We start from the raw sequence: 17,754 nt of genomic DNA, 5'->3' as shown, positions 1-17,754 counted from the left end.
CGTTTTTTTATTTAGAAATTATTGCAGTTTTTTTATTTCTTTTGCGTAAATAATTGTGAAAGGAGGAAGAAGATGGCATTTTTTTATGAACACAAAACACGAGTGATACTAGTTGGTGCAGTTTTGTCTGTCTTGTTGCTTATCGGCGGGCTTTTTATCTGGCAAAAACAAAATGAAAAAAAGTCATGGGCGTCGTTACCTTTGGACTCGAGTAGTCAAATTGAACAGACAAAGGAAAGTAAAACAAAAGTAAAGACAATTACAGTTGATATTAAAGGAGAGGTTGCAAAACCAGGGGTGTATGAACTACCTATGGATTCTAGGATGCAAAAACTTGTTCAAGTAGCTGGAGGATTTACTAAAGGTGCCCTGCAAAAAGAAATTAATTTGGCCCAAAAATTGCAAGATCAACAGATGGTTTATGTACCAAATCAAAAAGAATCAACGTCTGTCAGTATTGGTAATGATTTTAGCGTCGGTAAACAGGCAACTTCCAATTCAGAAATGGTCAATATTAATACCGCAGATTTAACCAAGTTACAAACACTTTCAGGCATTGGCGAAAAAAAAGCGGAGGCAATTATTGCGTATCGGGAAGAAAATGGAAGTTTTAAATCAATAGAAGAGCTAAAAGAAGTTTCAGGAATCGGGGAAAAGACGGTTGAAAAATTACGTGCATCGATTACAATATAAATAAAATAATAAAGGAGCAACGCTATGGCTGATCAAAGAATCCCTTGGGACCAATATTTTATGGCACAAGCGGTACTTTTAGCATTACGCAGTACATGTACCCGTCTTGAAGTTGGGGCAACATTAGTAAAAGATAAACGCATTATTGCAGGAGGTTATAACGGGTCAGTTAGTGGTGATGTTCACTGCATCGATGATGGTTGTTATGTGGTAGATAACCATTGTATTCGCACCATTCATGCGGAAATGAATGCATTATTGCAATGCGCGAAATTAGGCATTTCCACAGATCAAGCAGAGGTTTATGTAACGCATTTTCCTTGTCTGCAATGTACCAAAGCGCTTTTACAAGCAGGTATTCGAAAAATCTACTACTTACACGATTATCGTAATGATCCATATGCGATTGAATTAATTGCACAAGTGGGAGCAACCGCCCAAAAAGTTGACTTAGATCCTGAATATTTTCAAAAACTTTCTTTTGGTTCTTTAAACGAAGTAACTGATTAACGATTTAGCTAATCGCTGGATTATCCCGAGTCTTGCGATGGTTCTTATTATCTGTGGTATTTATTTAAATTGTCCACTGCTATTTTTAATACTGTTTTTATATTGTGTCTATTTTTGCTGCAGCCGCCAGTTCAAACTTGTTTTTGTGATTGGGTTCTGCAGTCTTTTTATCGTACCACGGCTGCTGACAACTTTAGATAAAATTGATCATGATTATACATTAAAACAGGAGTTTATTTTAAAAGTTTCTGCAGATAGTCTAAAAATTAATGGGGATAATTTGAGTTTTCATGGCGAAAATCAACGTGGCGAAGTTTTTAGCTGTTATTATACTTTTCAAAGTGAGACAGAAAAAAAGCAGATAGCAAATAAAGACCTTCAGCAAAACTACGCTACTATTTTTGGCACGTTTACAAAAGGAAGAGGGCAGCGAAATTTAGCTGGCTTTAATCAACAAAAGTATTTGAGAAGCCATGGTTATTGTGGTGTGTTAAATAGCAAAAAAATTAATTGGCACGCTAAAAAAACTTTCACCTGGGATCAAGTGCGTGCTTTTTTTATTCGCCAGCTAAAGAGGAAGCTGCCACAAAAAACGAGTGCTTATCTTGGGGCATTATTTTTTGGCTATAAAGATCAAGACTTTAAACAAACGCAGGGCACATTATCACCAAGTGGTATTTTGCATTTTTTTAGTATCTCAGGTATGCATGTGCATATCTTTTTAGGGGCATGGTTAGGTTTATTGCAATGCTTACGGCTAACGTTAAAAGAAAGTCTGCTGCCAGTCCTTATTTTTGCTGTATTTATTCTCCTTTTGACAGGTGGAAGCGTTGGAATCTGGCGAGCAACGTTGCTTTTTATCTTAAACCTATTAATAAAATTTTTGCCGATTGTCTTATCACCAATGGATAAATTTGGTATTGTTCTTTTGCTATGTTTATTTAAAGAGCCGTTACTAATTTTCCAGACTGGCGGGCAATTATCCTTTATGATGTCGCTTTTATTGGTTATCACAGTCAATGAGCAAGGTAAGCTAAAAGACTTTAAAACGAGTAGTTGGTTAACCCTTTTGGCATTACCGTTAATTTGCTTTTATTTTTATGAATGGCCATTGTTGGGCGGTTTTTTAACTGTCACCTTATTACCAGTGTTCAAATTTTTTTTATTACTAGTAGGACTGGTGATTATAGTCGGTACATTTGTTATTTCGTTTGACTTTCTGATTCATTTATTTGAAAAATTTATTTTTCTCTTTGAAAGTCTTTTGGCAAATACCGTCCATTTTACTTTACCAATTGGCTGGGTACCGCCGTTATATGTCTTTTTACTAACTTTTTTAGGGATTTATCTGTATCAAAAGAAATTTTCTAAAATAAAACTAGCTATTTTACTGCTTTTTTTGCCATTTTTAATTAATCGCGTGACATTTCCTTTAATGGTGGCTTTTGTGGATGTCGGTCAAGGCGATGCGATCGTTTTTAAAGCACCCTTTAACCGGGAAGTAATTTTAGTGGATACAGGTGGAAAAGTGCTTTTTCCACAAGAGAAATGGCAGCAGAAAATTCAAAACAGCAATGCCCAAAATACACTGGTACCTTTTTTAAAAGCTTGCGGGATTAAAAAAATTGATAGCGTAATTATTACCCATGGTGACAGTGATCATATGGGAGACTTAGATGTCGTATTGGAAGATTTTGATGTAAAGGAGTTAGTTTTAGGTGCAGGAAGTGAAAAACAGCCCAATATTGCAAAGTCTTTAAATCAGTTGCCCAAAAAAACAGATTTAAAACTGCTTTCTGGGGCAGCATCTGTCACCGGTTATTTTCCGTTACGTGTTTTTGCCCCCCTCAAAAGCAAAGGGGAAAATGAAGACTCCCTTGTTTTGCAAACTCAAATAAAAAAGCAACGCTTTTTATTGACTGGAGACTTAGATCAAGCTGGAGAAAAACAGCTGCTAAAAAAATACCAAAATTTAAAAAGCGATGTATTAAAGTTAGGACATCACGGGAGTAAAACCTCATCTTCGTCTATCTTTATTCAAAAGGTCGCACCAAAAGCCGCTATTATTTCCTGTGGCTTAAATAATCGTTTTAATCATCCGCATCAGGAAGTTTTAGAAACACTAAACAAACAGCAAGTCACAACTTTTCGCACCGATCAACAAGGGATGATTTATTATTCTTGGGGCTTTTTAGAACCTGTCGCAACGCCCAAAACCGTTGAAGAATCTGCTAGCCCTCCGCAGTAGAAAATGTTAGGATGTAAAAAAGAGTCATTGTAAGGAGAAAAAAATGAAAGCCCAAGAAGCATTACAAGCAATTAAAGAAAAACCACTGGCACCGTTATATCTTATCTTAGGGACCGAAAGCTATTTGCAAGATCGCATCAAGCACGCTTTTATGGAGCGACTGCAATTAAAAAAAGATGATTTAGACTTGGTTTATTTTGACTTGGAGCAGGACCCTTTAAATTTAGTCGTGGCAGAAGCGCAAGCACCGTCTTTGTTTTCTTTAGAAGATAAACGGTTAATCATTGCTGAAAATCCGTTGTTTTTGACTGCAGAAAAAAAGAGTAATGTGATTGAACAAGACTTAACAGATTTTTTGAGCTATTTAACCGATCCGGCGCAAAGTGGTGTCATAGTTATGATTGCGCCTTATGAAAAATTAGACGAACGTAAAAAGGTCACCAAGTTGTTAAAAAAACAGGCAGTTGTAATCGATGTACAACCTTTAAAAGAACAAGACGTACAGCGTTATGTGCGCCAGACGCTAGCGGCTGCAAACATTCAGTTAGACCGCCAGGCTTTTGATACTTTTATGCAACTTACAGAAATGGATTTAACCAAAGCAATGCAAGAGTTGGATAAATTATTATTATACGGGGCAACGGGTGCGTCTTTAACAAAAGATGTGATTATACAGTTGGTGCCACAATCTTTGGAAAATAATATTTTTGAATTGACAGAAAATGTCTTAGCAGGTAATGCCGACAAAGCATTACGGATATATGAAGATTTACATCTACAAGGAGAAGAGACGATTAAAATCAACGCTATTTTAATCGGGCAGGTGCGCCTGTTGTTGCAGACTAAAATATTGATGAAGGCGGGCTATCAACAAGCCAATATCGCCCAGACGGTAAAGGTACATCCTTATCGTGTAAAATTGGCCATGCAGCAAGTAAAAAAATACGATGAAAAACAGCTTATGACGCTGTTTGATGAATTAGTCGAAAATGATTATCTTGTTAAAACGGGCCAGATGGATAAAGAATTTTTATTCCAACTTTTTGTTTTAAAAACCGCGCGATAAAAATTTTGCTAAACTTAATAAGTAAAAGAAAAAGCGTTGAAGAATTAACTTCAACGCTTTTTGAAACTACTTAGCGATTTTTTTGCTTAAACGAGCTTTATCGCGGTTAGCTTTATTTTTGTGGATCAAGCCTTTAGTTTCGGCCATATCGATCGCTTTGCTAGCTTCTTTATACAAAGCTTCTACGTTGTCGGCACCAGCTTCGACAGCTTGTTCGAATTTTTTGATGCTTGAACGCACAGCACTCATTTGAGATGAATTTTTAGCGTTAGCAGCAGTGCTAGTTTTCACGCGTTTGATTGCAGATTCAATGTTTGGCATAAGTTTCACCTCCGAATAAAAAGTTTTGCATGATAAGTCATACAAATCAACACTAATCATTATACCCAAACATTGTAAGCAATGCAATAAAAGTTGTAAAGAAATTTTACTTAACAGAAAAAGTTAAAAAAATAGCGCAAACAAAATTGAAATATGCTATGATACTAACGTAAAAAAACAAATCTGCTTTTTGGTGGTGTAATTTTTTGAGTATAGCATTAGTTGTAACGATTACCCTGGTAATGGGCGTTATTTTTGTCAACGGATGGACTGACGCACCCAATGCCATTGCGACGGCTGTTTCTACACGGGTTCTAAAACCAAACGTGGCAATCTGGATCGCGGTAATTATGAACTTTCTTGGCGCATTAGTGATGACTTATTTTAATGCACAAGTTGCAGAAACAATCAGTAATATTGTAAGTTTTGACGCCCAAGGGAATATTGGCGCCTCACAAGTAGCACTGGCAGCTTCACTTTTTTCAATTGTTGTCTGGGCAGTCGCGGCTTGGTATTTTGGTATTCCCACCAGTGAATCCCATGCGTTAATTGCTGGTTTAACTGGTTCTGCAATGGCTTTAGGCGGTCTTGGTGCCGTTAATGGACAAGAGTGGATTAAAGTGTTAATTGGTTTAGTCGTGTCTACAATCTTAGGTTTTGGTGGTGGCTATTTAATTACTAAGCTCATTGCGCTTATTTTTCGCGATGTTCCAAGAAGAAAAGCCAACAAGTTTTTTACTGTCGGCCAAGCTATTGCAGCGGCAGCCAATGCCTTTTTACATGGCGCTCAAGATGGGCAAAAATTTATGGGGGTCTTTATGTTAGGCCTTTACTATAACAATTTGGCTGAAAAAACTGGTGGTGGTTTTACCATTCCACTATGGGTAATGGCGTTATGTTCGATCACGATGGGGATTGGAACTTCCGTTGGTGGTATGAAAATTATTAAATCGGTCGGAATGGATATGGTGAAACTAGAAAAATATCAAGGCTTCTCTGCTGACGTAAGTGCAGCAATTGTTTTATTTCTAGCTTCAGTCTTTGGTATTCCAGTTTCAACTACCCATACTAAAACGACTGCTATTATGGGCGTAGGCGCATCAAGACGACTTTCCAGTGTGGATTGGCGGATTGTAAAAGAAATGATTTTTGCCTGGGTAATGACATTTCCAGGTTGTGGTTTAATTGCCTATTTAATGGCGAAATTATTTGTTGCAATCTTTTAATTTAGATAAGGAGCTTATACAATGGCACGAAGAAAACAATATGATTTTTTAGGTGCAATGGCACATTTGACCCAAAATGCAGCGGATGCGGCAGAAGTGTTAGTGCAATTAGTAAAAAATTATTCTGCAGAAACGCTAACATTAGAGGCAGAGAAAATTCATGATTTGGAAAAAGAAGGCGACCGCATTGTGACGGAGCTGACTAATGAATTGTATGATGCATTTATAACCCCTATTGATCGGGAAGATATTTTGATTATAGCAGAAAGAATCGATGATATTTTAGACGGGATTAATGCCTTGACTTATCTTTTTGAAAACTTAGCTATTACTAAAATGCGTCCACAAACAGATGAGTTTGCTAAAATGGTTTTAACAGCAACAAACGGAGTTCATACGGCGATGCTAGAATTTCCGAAGTTTAAACATTCAAAAACTTTGAAGAAAATGATTGATGAAGTAAATCAGGTTGAATCAGAGTCTGACCGCCTATATTCTGAATTGAAAAAAGGCTTGTTTACCGAAGAAACTGACGTTTTAGAAATTATTAAATGGAAAGACGTCTATGATCGTTTGGAACAAATCGTTAATGCTAGTGAAGATGCTGTGGATATTATTGACGGCATGGTAATTAAAAATACTTAATGAAAAGGTGCGGGCAAGTTTTATGACTTGTCCGCACCTTTTTTAAACAAAAAAATTTACGTTGACCTGCTAAGCTGTTATTTTTCAATAACGTAAAAGTTTCATCTAGCTATTTTTATAGCAAACACGTTTATTTTTAGCGACGTCTTTTTAGTAAATGACGAGATATTTTGCTAAGTTATAAAGAAAAGGTGTGGCATCGCTTCGATGCCACACCTTTTCTTTTATTCAATGAAAAAAATTACATTGCGATTAGCCAATAACCAATTAAGATAACGCCTAAAATAATTCGGTACCAGCCAAAAATGGTAAAGTCGTTTTTCTTGATGTAGTTCATTAAAAATTTAATTGCTAATACTGAAACGATGAAAGATACGGCAGTACCAACTAATAATACAATTGTACTTTGGAAGCTAAAACTGTTGCCATGCATAATAAATTTTACAATTTTCAAACCACTGGCACCAATCATCGTAGGAATTCCCATAAAGAAAGAAAATTCGGTGGCAACAAAGCGAGAAGCCCCAATTAAAATACCACCCAAGATTGTCGCACCAGAGCGGGAAGTACCAGGCACTAATGATAAGACTTGGAACATCCCGACGATTAATGCTGCTTTGTAAGTAAATTTATTTAAATCTGTGCATTTTGGTGTTACATTTTTGTTGCGTTTTTCCACCACGATAAAAGCAATCCCGTAAATAATCAACATCAATGCTACTGGGAAAAACTTATGGAAATGTGCATCTAACCAATCATCTAAAGGTAATCCGATAATAACTGATGGAATAACGGCTACAACAACTTTGAACCAAAGATTCCAAGTATCTTTTTTCTCAATCTCACTTTTATGAGGAGAAAAAGGATTCAATTTATTAAAGTAAAGATAGATAACCGCAAGTATTGCACCTAATTGAATCACAACGTTAAACATTGTCATAAAGGCTTCTGATTCTTGCAGCTTGATAAATTCATTAGCCAAAATTAAGTGTCCAGTACTACTAATTGGCAACCATTCTGTGATTCCTTCAATGATTCCTAGAATAATCGCTTTTAAAATGTTAAGCAAAAACATGCTTTCATTCCTTTCTTAACTTGATAAGTTTGTAGTTGGCACTAAGCGCCATAAAAAGATTACAGGCTATAGTATACCCTTAAAATTTTGGAAAACCAATTGCTTTATTGAGTCTTTTATAAAAAAAAGACAATCCGCAAAATTTTTTGACGGACTGTCTAAAGGGAAAATATTTTTTTAAAAACTTATTGAATTAAACGTTTAAGCTAAAAGGTTTTTTGAAATCTTTTTGCCCTCTTCAATAAAATTAGTAGAACCGACTTCTTCGATGGAAAAATTGCCATTTTCGTCATAAGTTAACCGAGTGACACTCCCGTTTTGCAAATCGACCCGAACCGGTTGTGTTTCGTCGATTAAATTGAGTAAAAAGGCAATCGTGAAGCCGTGGGAAACAATGACAGCTTTGCCACCACCTTTTTTTTGCACGCGATGTGCAATATCTTCAAAACCAGAAAGTACGCGATTTTTAATTGTTTCAAAATCTTCTGCCCAATTAGCAGTGTCGGCATCTTTAACAGCTTCAGCAATTTTTTCAAATGAAATGTTAGTTTCCCACATTTCTTCGCTGTCTTTAAAGTTTAAAACTCGAGGCAAAACACCCCACATTTCAGAATCATAACCACCTTCTAAAGAACCCCAGCACCACTCTCTGATGCGATTGTCTATCGAGTAAGGAATTTTATTCCCATCGTTATGTTCACCTAAGACGATCCGCATTGTTTCGATTGCGCGGCCAGAATCACTGGAAACAGCTTCAACGAAGTCTGTTTCTTTTAAACCAAGACCTAAATAATGAATCATTTGGGCACCTTGTTCCGTTAGGGGAGTGTCACACCATCCTTGGGCTCTTTGCAGTGCATTAAACATTGTTTTGCCATGACGAATAACATAAAGTTCAACTTTTTCCATCTTGAAATCTCCTTTTTAATTCTTTAACTTTTAGTAAAATAGTAAATGCTAACGTGTTGCTAGAAAAAACGGATTGGATTTTTTTTCGCGTTCAACAGTAGTTGCCTCACCATGACCCGGATAGACGGGAAATTCATCTGGTAAAGTAAAAAGTTCTGTTTTGATACTGGTCAATAGCTGTTCAAGATTGCCTGTTGGTAAATCGGTACGCCCGATACTGCCACGGAATAAGGCATCGCCACTGATAACAAAAGAATCAAAAATAAAGCTAACACTCCCAATGGAATGACCCGGAGTTGCCACAACCTCAAAGGTCATGCCGCCTAGCGTGTATTCTTTTAATTCAAATAAAAAGTCTGCTGGTGCAACAAGAATGTTTTCCAGCTCATCGTGTCTTCCTAGGCCAGAAAGATTCATAATCGGATCTTGCAACCAATCTGCCTCTAAGGGGCTAACATAAAGAGGAATGTTGTAGTAATCGCGTAATTCATCGACAGCTCCAATGTGGTCATAGTGGGTATGGGTCAATAAAATTGCTACCGGTTTTGCCTTTAACTTTTCTATTTCTTGGATAATAATTGGACCATCCGCACCGGGATCGATAATTAAAAGATTTTCTTTATCAGCTACTAAATAGCAATTTTCTTGAATTGCCCCGGTTGGAATTTTGATAATTTCCATTTCTTCGCCTCCAAACAACATTTGTCTCCTTCAGTATAGCGTAAAGAACAAAAACAAACAAAGGGAGATGTCTGAAGTAGCCCTTTGTATAAATATGCTATGATAAAAGAAAAAAGTTGCAGCGGGGGTAGAAAAAAGATGAAATTTTATCTGAGGGATAGTTTAGTAGAATTAGGTATGACAGCCATCGTACTAGCAAAAGTAACAAATGTTACACCAGATGTTCCGTTAACCAAAGAGTTGGAAAACTATATTACCGCAAGTGAGAAATTAGCGGCAAATTATGATCGAGAGGCGATTCGTGTTCATTCAGTTATTGCGGGTTATCGTGCCAAGATGCAAGCAATCGGTCAGAGTGTAAAAAAAAATCCCCCCACAGCAGAAGCCTTGATCAAAAATATTCAGCGACGTGGAAGTATGCCGCGGGTAAATAGTATTGTAGATTTATACAATGCAGAAGCACTGCACTCATTTTTGGCCATTGGTGCCCATGATTTTGATACCATTACTGAATTTGTTGAATTTACACGAGCCTATGAGGCGACCGTTTTTTTCCCAATTGGCTCTAATGAAAAACAAGTTAGCGTAGGGGATATAATTTATCGCGATCAAAAAGGCGTGATGGCGTATCTTGATGCCCGTGATGGCGAAGCTTATAAAATCACACCAAAGACGAAAAACCTATTATTAATCATGCAAGGAAATGCCAATACCGATGTCCCTTCACGAATCGCGGCATTAAAAAGAGTCTGTAAAAATATTAAAAAAATATGTCCTTTATCAGCTTATGAAATTGCTGTTGTTACGCAAAAAGATGACACTTTTTTTGAATAATTTTTGACATCTTTGCTGCTTTCTTCGTTGTTATAATGAAGGGAGGAGAAGAAGATGTATCAAGAGTTTTGGTATTTTTTATTGTATTTGCAAGGTACAGGGATTTTTAATGTAGTAGCAGTTTTAGCAATTGCGATGATTTTTGACTTTTTTAGTGGTATGGTAGTGGCTAAAATCAAAAGGGTGATATCTTCTCGGATTGGCATTAATGGGATTATTCGAAAACTGGCAAGCATGTTGTTGTTACTGTTCTTTGTTCCAGTCGCCTTTATTTTGCCAGCTAAAACGGGTGTCGCCATGTTATGGGTCTTTTATTTAGGCTACTTATGTTTAGAAATTGAATCTATTTTTGAAAACTATCGTAAACTTGGCTTTGATATGACGATCTTTACAAAGTTTTTGGCCGAAATCGTTGCATTATGGAAACGCAAATAAAAACCACAAAATAAATGAATTGACTTAAAAAAGCTGTGACAAAAGTGTCATGGCTTTTTGGCTTTTAAAAGACCTATATAGCCCTAATAGAAAAGTCAGCTTCCAGTTGTTTTGGTTTTTAATTTCTGTTAAATTGAGTTGTATTTTAAAAAGATGACTTAAATTATTGGGAGGTGAGCCTTTGCAAAGTGCGAGAGTTTCAGTTAGAAAACTAGTGACCTTTATTTTGCGTAAAGGGAGTATCGATAGTCGTCATACAAGTAGTCATACAGCCCAAGAAGGTGCCAAAATTCACCGCCGTCTGCAAAAAGCTGCCGGAGACGACTATCAAAAAGAAGTCTTTTTAAAACAGACTGTTAAAATAAATAATGACGAACTTACAGTAGAAGGGCGTGCGGATGGACTATTTGCCAATGAGGTAGGCTATGTGATTGATGAAATTAAAACATCTGAAACACCTTTTGAGGAATTACCGCCGGAACAAAAAGAATTATTCTTTTATCAAGGTATGGTTTATGCTTATATTTACGCTTTACAACAAGAATTAACGACAATTAGTGTTCAGTTAACGTATTTTCAAACAATTGAAGAGAAAATTACAAAAGAAATTCGCCAATTCCAGTTGGAAGAATTGGCTGATTTTTTTGGCGATTTAACCAACGAGTACCAAAAATGGTTAGAATTTCAAAACAACTGGCGTAGAGTTCGCAATACGTCCTTACAGCTTTTGCAATTTCCATATGATGAATTTCGGATTGGGCAAAGAGAGCTAGCTGTTGCAGCCTATAAAACCTTAAAAACACAACAGCGGCTTTTTGTTGAAGCACCCACAGGTACCGGTAAGACGATTTCAACACTTTTTCCAGCTTTAAAGGCATTAGGAGAAGAAGACAACGACCGCATTTTTTATCTAACAGCAAAGACCATTACCCGCCAAGTAGCAGAAGACGCCTTAAAATCCCTTAGTGGTGAAAAAGGTGCCCAAGTAAAAAGTGTTACACTCACTGCCAAAGATAAAATTTGTTTTTTGACGGAACGCAACTGCACCCCAGAGCACTGTCCTTTTGCTAACGGGTATTACGATCGCATTAACGAAGGTTTATGGGACTTATTGCATCACGAAAATCAAATTACTAGACCAATTATTGAAAAATACGCGAAAAAACATACCCTTTGTCCTTTTGAGTTGTCCCTTGATGTTAGTTTATGGTGCGATGTTATTGTAGGGGATTATAATTATTTATTTGACCCCACTGTGTATTTGCGCCGTTTTTTTGAAGAAGAAGAAAACTATTATTTTTTAATTGATGAAGCCCATAATCTAGTCGCTCGTTCAAGAGAAATGTATTCTGCTAGTATTAATCGGCAAAGCGGGGAACATTTACTAGCATTACTACCAAAAAAAGAGCGGAAATTACGGCGGGCGTTAACTTCATTGGATGATGAGTTTAGCCTAATTGAGACAGCAGTCACAAAGAAAAATGATATTTTTTTCTCCCAAACGCCACCGGCCGAGACTTTAAATAAAAGATTGTATAAAGTTTCTGAAAAACTCCAAGAGTGGTTGGGCGAAAATCCGAAAGACAAAGCCCAAGAAATCGCATTAAATTACTACTTTGCTGTATTAAATTATCTTAAAATTAGCGAACTTTACGACGATCATTATGTCACGACAGTTACCCGTAACTACCACGATGTTACCTTAAAACAATTTTGTCTTGATCCGGCGCCGTTTTTAGAGCAAATGCTAGCAAAAGGGAAAGGAGCGGTTTTATTTTCTGCCAGTTTTACACCATTAGATTACTATCAAGATGTTTTAGGCGGAGGCAGTGAGGCATTGCGTTATCGTTTGCCCAGTCCTTTTCCCAAAGAAAACCAAGGGTTATTTTTATTGGACTATATTCCGACAACTTACAAAAATCGCGAAAAAAGCTTGCCAGATTTAATTTTGGCTATTTATGAGATGGCAACAGCCAAAACAGGCAATTATTTCGTTTTCCTACCTTCATATGCGTATTTGGATTTAGTAGCTGAAGATTTCAAAAAAACTTATCCTAACATACAGGTAATGATTCAAAATACTGAATTAACTGAAATAGAACGAGAAAACTTTTTAGCGGCCTTTGTAGCTGAACCTAAAACTTCTTTAGTTGCATTTTGTGTACTCGGTGGTGTTTTTTCAGAAGGAATTGATTTAAAAGCAACTCGTTTGATCGGCAGTATGGTGGTAACTGTTGGTCTGCCTCAAATCAATCCTGAACAAGAATTACTAAAAGACTATTACGGTGGCAAAAAAGGGTTTGATTATGCATATCGACTGCCGGGGATGAACAAAGTCCTACAAGCAGCCGGTCGTGTCATCCGAGATCAAAATGATTATGGTGTGGTTTTATTAGTAGATCAACGGTTTGAAAATTCTGATTATAAGGCCCTTTTTCCGGCGCATTGGCAACATTATCTGTCAATTAACAATCGTCAGGAACTAAAACAAAATTTATTGCATTTTTGGGCACAAAAAAATAGCTAAAATGATTGCATTAACAGCAACAACTGCTATATTAGAAATGGAATGATATTGTCAAAATTGATGTGAAATAAATTATCACAAAAAGGAGTTTGAAGGTAGTGACAAAAGTTTGGCAGCAGCACCTGCAAATGGAAATGATGAAAAAAATTGGAGTTGTTTTGCTCTCAGGCGTAATCGCTGCGGTGGCACTGAACTTCTTTTTAATCCCGGCACAAGTCTTGGCAGCAGGGATGAACGGGGTCGCACAAATTGTTGTCTCATTAGGACAACAATACTTAGGTATCACTTTTGATACTGGGATTTTTATTTTCTTATTAAATGTGCCAATTTTTGTCGTGGGCTTTTTAAAATTGGGGAAAGCCGCAACATTTTGGAGTTTTATGAATGTTATTAGTGTTTCTTTATTCACCATTATCATTCCACAAGGAGAAGTGACAAATAATATCTTGATGAATGCCATTGTTGGTGGAGTCTTATTAGGTGTCGGTGGTGGCCTGTCTTTGAAATTTGGGTTTACTACCGGTGGTTTAGATATCGTTTCGCTTATTTTATCCAACACGACCGGGAAAACTGTCGGTAATTTTATGTTGTTACTAAACGGGATTATTGTTTTGATTGCTGGTTTTATTTTTAACTGGGAGAGCGCACTATATACAATCATTTCTATTTATGCGATGAGTCACGTCGTTGATGCAATTCATACAAGTCATCAAAAAGTGACGGCTTTTATTATCACAACAAAACCAAATGAAGTCGGTCAGAACATTTCAGAACATATTTTTCGTGGAATGACGTTACTACCTTCAATGGGAGGGTATTCTGGGGTAGAAGGCAAAATGATTATGATGGTTGTCACCCGTTATGAATTATATGATTTAGAGCAGGCAATTTTAGAAGTGGATGAAAATGCTTTTGTCGATTTTGTACCAACGCAATCTATTATCGGACGTTTTGCTAGTGAAGATGATCAACGAACGTTTAAAGCAACAGGAGTCTTTCCTGAAATTAAAATGACGAAGAAAAAAAGCCATAAATAATTCCTTTAAAAATGTTAGCTATAAAGTGAAATAAAAAGTAAACGAACAATTCAAACTATCCGTACTCTCTTTAAGTAATTTACTTGTGAGAAGAGAGTGACAGTTAAATGAAGTGTTCGTTTTTTTTATTATTCTAAAATAATTTTAAGAAATTTAAGAAAAATATAAATTGAAAGAAGCCTACTATTTTTTTTTAAAAAGACTTTTTCTTTTTTTATAACATATGCTATTTTGAAAGTAGGAAATAAATTTATGTGCAAAAAATAAATTTATTCACTTGCTAATGAAAGGGGATGGTATTTTTGGATGACGACTCACCTGAGGGAGAGCAGAAGTTTTTAGTTTGTTTGGCTTACTTTTTAATTGAATAAAAAATAAAGCACGTCATTGACCGTTGTGTCTGTGAGGGGCTTATTTGTCGTTTATTCAAAAATAAAGGAGTGCAAACATGGAAAAATATCAAGATTTTCAGTTGGAAAAACAAGAACTATTAAAAAAATATGGTGTACGAGAAGTTGCATTAGGTCTTGGTGAGGATGAGGCCAAAAGAAGGTTGCAAAAAGATGGTTTGAACCAGTTAACGAGTCAGAAAACTCCCAAATGGAAATTACTGTTGCGACAATTTCACAATATGATTATTTACATTTTATTATTTGCGGCTGTTTTGACGTTGTTAATGGGACATGTTTCAGATGCGATTATCATTGCTGTGGTTGTTATTGTCAATGTATTAATCGGCTACTACCAAGAGGCAAGTGCTGCAGATGCACTAGAAAAAATCAAAGAATTGTTGTCGCAAGAAGCGACAGTTTATCGCGATGGCATTCGGCAAGACATCGCAGCTGAAAAATTGGTGGTAGGCGATGTTGTCTTTTTAGAAGCTGGCGATAATGTTCCTGCCGACTTAAGAATGGTCGAAACCGACAATTTACGTATAAAAGAGTCTTCATTGACCGGAGAGGCTGATTCGGTAGAAAAAAATGCGGACCAAATCAGTGAAGCTGCTACGCCGCTAGCAGAAAGAAACAACTTAGCTTTTGCTTCAACTGCAGTCACAGCGGGCAGCGGTATTGGAATTGTTATTGCCACTGGTGCAAACAGTGAAATTGGAAAGATTTCAACAGAAGTAGCTCAAACAAAAAGTGAAAAGACACCTTTAATGAAAGAAATTGATAATCTGGGAAAAGGGATTACTTGGGTAATTATCGGCGTTTCGGTTCTTTTATTTATCCTAAGTCTTCTGTTAGAAACCTATGCAATTTCGGTTCTAACACTGGCGGTGGTGACTATGATTGTGGGCTCAATTCCAGAAGGACTGCCGGCAACGACATCTGTTGTTTTGGCCATGGGCGTAAATGAGATGGCAAAAAAAAATCATACCATTGTCAAAACGCTTCCAGCTGTCGAAACATTAGGATCAGTTGCGGTGGTTGCAACCGATAAAACGGGGACCTTAACCAAAAATGAAATGACCGTAAAGGACATTATTTTTTCAAAACGTCAATTAAAGGTCTCAGGAGATGGGTATGACCCCACCGGTGCTATTCTTAGCGCTGATAATCAAGTTGTCGAATTAGATGAAGAATTAAAGTTGTTTTTAGAAGCAGGATTTGAAGCCAACGATACTGTTTTGCATAATGAAGCTGGCTGGCAAATTAATGGTGAACCAACGGACGGTGCCTTTTTAACATTGTATTATAAGCAATTTCCCTTCCCTAAAAAAACAGAGTATACCGAAATTGACATGTTGCCATTTGACTCAGATTACCGATATATTGCTAAATTAGTAGAGAAAAAAGATGGGCAGCGAATTTTATTTATCAAAGGGTCCCCCGATAAATTGTTTTTAATGGCAAAAGCCAATGGAAAACAAAAATTTGCTGAGGACTATTGGACAAATCAGGTAACCAACTTAACTGAGCAAGGAAAACGAGTTGTTGCGGTTGGGTACCAAGTTGTGAGCAATTTGGTTACACAAATTACACCTGAGCTTTTAACCAAAGGTATTCATTTTCTCGGAATTGCCGGCATTATCGATCCACCAGAAGAATCGGTGATACCTGCGTTAAAGGAAATGAATCAAGCTGGGGTGAGTGTCAAAATGATTACAGGCGATCATCCGCTGACAGCAAAAGCAATTGCAGAAAAGCTCAATTTGGCACCTGAAGTTTCAGTTATCACCGGAGGCCAATTAGAGCAAATGTCCCCACAAGAACTAGAACAAGCAGTAGTAGAAAATCAAGTGTTTGCAAGAACGACACCGCAAAATAAATTGGAAATTGTTGCTGCCCTCCAAAAAAATGGCTTGGTGACAGCGATGACTGGAGATGGCGTGAATGATGCGCCAGCATTAAAAAAAGCCAATATTGGTGTTGCAATGGGGAAAAAAGGAACGGATGTGGCCAAAGATTCAGCAGATATGATTTTAACTGACGATAATTTTGGCACAATGGCAGTTGCGATTCGTGAGGGGCGCAGGATTTATGACAATATCAAAAAGAGCATTCTCTTTTTGTTGCCAACTTCTTTTGCAGAAGGGTTGATTATCGCCTTTACAATATTATTGCAAAAAGATATGCCGCTACAGCCTACACAGTTGCTTTGGATTAACATGGTTTCAGCGATTACGATTCAATTTGCCTTCATTTTTGAACCGGCAGAAGCCAATATTATGACACGAAAACCAAGGCAGTCAACGGGACGAATATTTAATCGCCATGACATTTTTCAAATGGGCTATGTCTCTATTTTAGTGGCAGCTATCAGCCTGATTTCATACGAGTGGTTGCTTTTGCAAGGTGTGACGAGGGTCGTGGCTAGTACGATGATGATTAATATCGTTGTTTTAAGCAAGATTTTTTACTTGTTTAATATTCGAACGAAAGCGCCACTTTTTTCAAAAAGTTTCTTTACTAATCCCAAAGCCTTTTGGATTAGCGGAACTATGCTTTTGTTGCAGATTGCACTAACATATCTTCCGTTTATGCAAAACTGGTTTTATACAGCCGCTTTATCGCCTTTGGAATGGGGAATCGCTGTGGCAGCCGGGGTCATGATATTAGCTATCACTGAATGTGATAAATTATTACGCATAAAAAATAAGACTAAATAAAAAATTGAAAATTGTTTTTGTAAAGATAAAAAGATAAAAGGCGTAACCTTTCCTGTGGTTTAGGGAAAGGTTACGCCTTTAAATTTCTATTAAAGTTTAGCGAATACCCAAAGCAATTCGGGCATAACGGCTCATTTTATCAGTAGTCCAAGCAGGGTACCAAACCAGTTTAACTTCCGTTTTAGTAACTTCTGGCACTTCAGCTAGCGCTTGATGGATTTGATCGGTCAAAATATCAGCCAAAGGACAACCCATGGTGGTCAAGGTCATTTTAATGACGGCTTCTCCTGTTTCGCCTTCAAATTCAATATCATATATTAAACCAAGATTGACAATATCGATCCCTAATTCAGGGTCAATCACAGTTTCTAATGCGGTTAAAATACGTTCTTTGATTTCTTCAATTTCTTGTTCGGTGCGGATTTCATTCATAAC

Annotated in this window: 16 protein-coding genes; 11 read left to right on the top strand and 5 right to left on the bottom strand. The window is 36.9% G+C overall.

Translation table 11 applies throughout. The features are described 5' to 3' along the window. Positions 1–72 precede the first annotated feature (72 nt). The 4 genes from K4422_RS00145 (at position 73) to holA (ending at position 4,517) form a co-directional block, all read left to right on the top strand. Positions 73–693 (top strand): helix-hairpin-helix domain-containing protein, encoded by a 621-nt coding sequence (locus tag K4422_RS00145; RefSeq protein ID WP_230708453.1) that lies wholly within the window; start codon positions 73–75, stop codon positions 691–693. Between the two features lie 24 nt (positions 694–717). Then, positions 718–1,203, top strand: a complete 486-nt coding sequence (locus K4422_RS00140) for a ComE operon protein 2 (RefSeq protein WP_206904125.1) — start codon at positions 718–720, stop codon at positions 1,201–1,203. Positions 1,204–1,348: 145 nt separating this feature from the next. Beyond that, positions 1,349–3,451: a DNA internalization-related competence protein ComEC/Rec2 gene (locus tag K4422_RS00135; RefSeq protein ID WP_230708451.1), complete on the top strand. Its 2,103-nt coding sequence runs from the start codon at positions 1,349–1,351 to the stop codon at positions 3,449–3,451. A gap of 43 nt (positions 3,452–3,494) precedes the next feature. Then, entirely contained in the window at positions 3,495–4,517 is a 1,023-nt protein-coding gene (gene holA / locus K4422_RS00130; protein WP_230708449.1) for a DNA polymerase III subunit delta, read from the top strand. 66 nt (positions 4,518–4,583) lie between these two features. Here the strand turns inward: holA and rpsT are convergent, their stop codons facing one another. After that, on the bottom strand, positions 4,584–4,838 hold the full coding sequence (gene rpsT / locus K4422_RS00125; protein ID WP_071864692.1) for a 30S ribosomal protein S20: 255 nt from the start codon (positions 4,836–4,838) through the stop codon (positions 4,584–4,586). Positions 4,839–5,080: 242 nt separating this feature from the next. Between rpsT and K4422_RS00120 the strand changes: the two genes are divergently transcribed. Beyond that, complete coding sequence (locus K4422_RS00120) at positions 5,081–6,064, top strand: inorganic phosphate transporter (protein ID WP_206904210.1); 984 nt, start codon at positions 5,081–5,083, stop codon at positions 6,062–6,064. 21 nt (positions 6,065–6,085) lie between these two features. Next, on the top strand, positions 6,086–6,709 hold the full coding sequence (locus K4422_RS00115) for a DUF47 domain-containing protein (RefSeq protein WP_206904132.1): 624 nt from the start codon (positions 6,086–6,088) through the stop codon (positions 6,707–6,709). A 241-nt stretch (positions 6,710–6,950) separates the two neighbouring features. Here K4422_RS00115 and K4422_RS00110 read toward each other — a convergent pair whose 3' ends face one another. From K4422_RS00110 to K4422_RS00100, 3 genes are all read right to left on the bottom strand, one after another. Further along, positions 6,951–7,784, bottom strand: a complete 834-nt coding sequence (locus K4422_RS00110; RefSeq protein ID WP_230708447.1) for an undecaprenyl-diphosphate phosphatase — start codon at positions 7,782–7,784, stop codon at positions 6,951–6,953. A gap of 201 nt (positions 7,785–7,985) precedes the next feature. After that, positions 7,986–8,693 (bottom strand): histidine phosphatase family protein, encoded by a 708-nt coding sequence (locus K4422_RS00105; protein WP_230708446.1) that lies wholly within the window; start codon positions 8,691–8,693, stop codon positions 7,986–7,988. A 48-nt stretch (positions 8,694–8,741) separates the two neighbouring features. Then, a complete protein-coding gene (locus K4422_RS00100) occupies positions 8,742–9,374 on the bottom strand; it encodes an MBL fold metallo-hydrolase (RefSeq protein WP_206904147.1) in 633 nt (210 codons plus the stop codon). A gap of 138 nt (positions 9,375–9,512) precedes the next feature. On the opposite strand from K4422_RS00100, the gene K4422_RS00095 reads away from it, so the two are divergent. The 5 genes from K4422_RS00095 to K4422_RS00075 all read left to right on the top strand — a co-directional run bounded on the left by K4422_RS00095 (position 9,513) and on the right by K4422_RS00075 (position 17,319). Continuing rightward, positions 9,513–10,208: a B3/B4 domain-containing protein gene (locus tag K4422_RS00095; protein ID WP_230708444.1), complete on the top strand. Its 696-nt coding sequence runs from the start codon at positions 9,513–9,515 to the stop codon at positions 10,206–10,208. A gap of 54 nt (positions 10,209–10,262) precedes the next feature. After that, entirely contained in the window at positions 10,263–10,643 is a 381-nt protein-coding gene (locus K4422_RS00090) for a phage holin family protein (RefSeq protein WP_230708442.1), read from the top strand. Positions 10,644–10,824: 181 nt separating this feature from the next. Then, a complete protein-coding gene (locus K4422_RS00085) occupies positions 10,825–13,170 on the top strand; it encodes an ATP-dependent DNA helicase (protein WP_230708440.1) in 2,346 nt (781 codons plus the stop codon). Positions 13,171–13,298: 128 nt separating this feature from the next. Further along, complete coding sequence (locus K4422_RS00080) at positions 13,299–14,207, top strand: YitT family protein (RefSeq protein WP_268990962.1); 909 nt, start codon at positions 13,299–13,301, stop codon at positions 14,205–14,207. Between the two features lie 448 nt (positions 14,208–14,655). Further along, entirely contained in the window at positions 14,656–17,319 is a 2,664-nt protein-coding gene (locus K4422_RS00075; protein ID WP_230708435.1) for an HAD-IC family P-type ATPase, read from the top strand. 96 nt (positions 17,320–17,415) lie between these two features. Here K4422_RS00075 and K4422_RS00070 read toward each other — a convergent pair whose 3' ends face one another. Continuing rightward, positions 17,416–17,751, bottom strand: a complete 336-nt coding sequence (locus K4422_RS00070; protein WP_206904153.1) for a metal-sulfur cluster assembly factor — start codon at positions 17,749–17,751, stop codon at positions 17,416–17,418. Between the last annotated feature and the right edge of the window lie 3 nt (positions 17,752–17,754).

This window comes from Enterococcus sp. SMC-9, assembly GCF_021011285.1.
GTDB classification, from domain to species: domain Bacteria; phylum Bacillota; class Bacilli; order Lactobacillales; family Enterococcaceae; genus Enterococcus_C; species Enterococcus_C montenegrensis.
This window is presented reverse-complemented; position numbering and strand designations above follow the sequence as displayed.